The organism is Vibrio sp. 1580, from assembly GCF_033340055.1.
Genome location: NZ_JAWOVT010000317.1, coordinates 1 through 681 on the forward strand (window position 1 = coordinate 1; position 681 = coordinate 681).

Consider the following 681-nt stretch of genomic DNA (forward strand, 5'->3'; position numbering starts at 1 on the left):
AATTCACGATAAAGACCTTTCTCAGCCTTACTTCGAACAAAACCTCACTCAGCAGCATTCAAAGCGTAATATGGCGATGCGTGTTGCAGATTTCGGTTCGGCAGCCGTCATGTGCCATCATTCCGATTATCTATTTACGTGTTCAAAACTTTGGGCGGGAGTCGCACATCAAGCGAAAGGTTTAGTGCAGCGCTCTTTACCGTTTGATTACGGGCAAGTGGCTTACAGCTTGGTGTGGAACAAAGCGAGTCTCAATGATCCTGCTCTGAGATGGCTGCAACAACAGTTGCTTGATGCTTGTATAGAGCTCGAAGGCTGAGGTGTGTAAAGATAAGAGGCAGCTCTAAACGAATACAGAAGGAACAGCGATAGGACGATCAACAAACTTTCCAAGCTGTTCCTTTAGTTGCTCTATCTCTTCTTTTGAACACTTGTCCCAGCTGCGTGCCTCTCCTACCACGCCATGATGTTGAAAAGCATTGAGGCGAACGTGTACCGAGCTTGGTAGCGCATTAAGATACCGCCCTACCGATTCGATTTCCGTATCTAAGTCACTTTTACCGGGAATATGCAGAAGACGCACTTCGTACAGCTTTTGTTGTTCTGCAAGAAACTCAATCGCCTGAAAGACTCGGTGATGTTCTCGGCCAGTTAACCAACGATGTGTGTCGGTTTGCCACG

General features: G+C 47.0%; 1 protein-coding gene and 1 pseudogene. One reads left to right on the forward strand and one right to left on the reverse strand.

Translation table 11 applies throughout. The annotated features are described in order from the left end of the window. Window positions 1-319: LysR substrate-binding domain-containing protein (locus R7093_RS25745; protein ID WP_411913257.1), on the forward strand; the 319-nt coding region annotated here is incomplete at its 5' end. A 24-nt stretch (window positions 320-343) separates the two neighbouring features. Here the strand turns inward: R7093_RS25745 and R7093_RS25750 are convergent. Then, window positions 344-681, reverse strand: a pseudogene (locus R7093_RS25750) (YjjW family glycine radical enzyme activase); the annotation flags it as partial.